The organism is Pelorhabdus rhamnosifermentans (genome assembly GCF_018835585.1).
GTDB lineage: Bacteria > Bacillota > Negativicutes > UMGS1260 > UMGS1260 > Pelorhabdus > Pelorhabdus rhamnosifermentans.
The window spans coordinates 1-494 of sequence record NZ_JAHGVE010000102.1 but is presented as its reverse complement, the minus strand read 5'-3'; the positions used below and the strand labels follow the sequence as shown (position 1 = coordinate 494).

The 494-nt window shown below is 52.0% G+C and carries 1 protein-coding gene; it reads left to right on the top strand.

The window, feature by feature from the left end; genetic code table 11:
• Nucleotides 1-494 (top strand): transketolase C-terminal domain-containing protein (locus Ga0466249_RS25960; protein ID WP_281422715.1); only part of this gene is annotated, 494 nt, incomplete at both ends.

Genomic DNA, 494 nt, shown 5'->3' with positions numbered 1-494 from the left:
ATGGACGAAATCGTCGGCCATATGCGCGAAAAAATCGAGCTCCCTGATAACTACGACAGTATCAAGCAGCCCCTGCGTAAACAGCCGACAGAAAAACCATCCAGAAGCTACCAGGCTTATCATGCCGACAGCGATAAAATCTGTCCCATGCCGCCCTTCGGTGCCGGTTACCGTTATCATGTCACAGGACTCATTCATGACGAAAGCGGGTTCCCCAACGGTTCCCCTGCCGCCACCGTTGCCCAGATGGATCGCTTAAATGAGAAACTATCCGACAATCTTGATGACATTGTCACCTACGAAGAATATCGTCTCGAAGATGCCGAATACGCCGTCATCGCCTTTGGTGGTACCGCTCGTACAGCCTATGCAGCCGTTGATCAAGCCCGCGCTCAAGGCATCAAAATCGGACTCTTCCGTCCCATTACCATTTGGCCCTTTGCCCAACAGCAAATCGAAGCGCTTGCCACGCGCGTCAAAAAGATCTTAGTTGC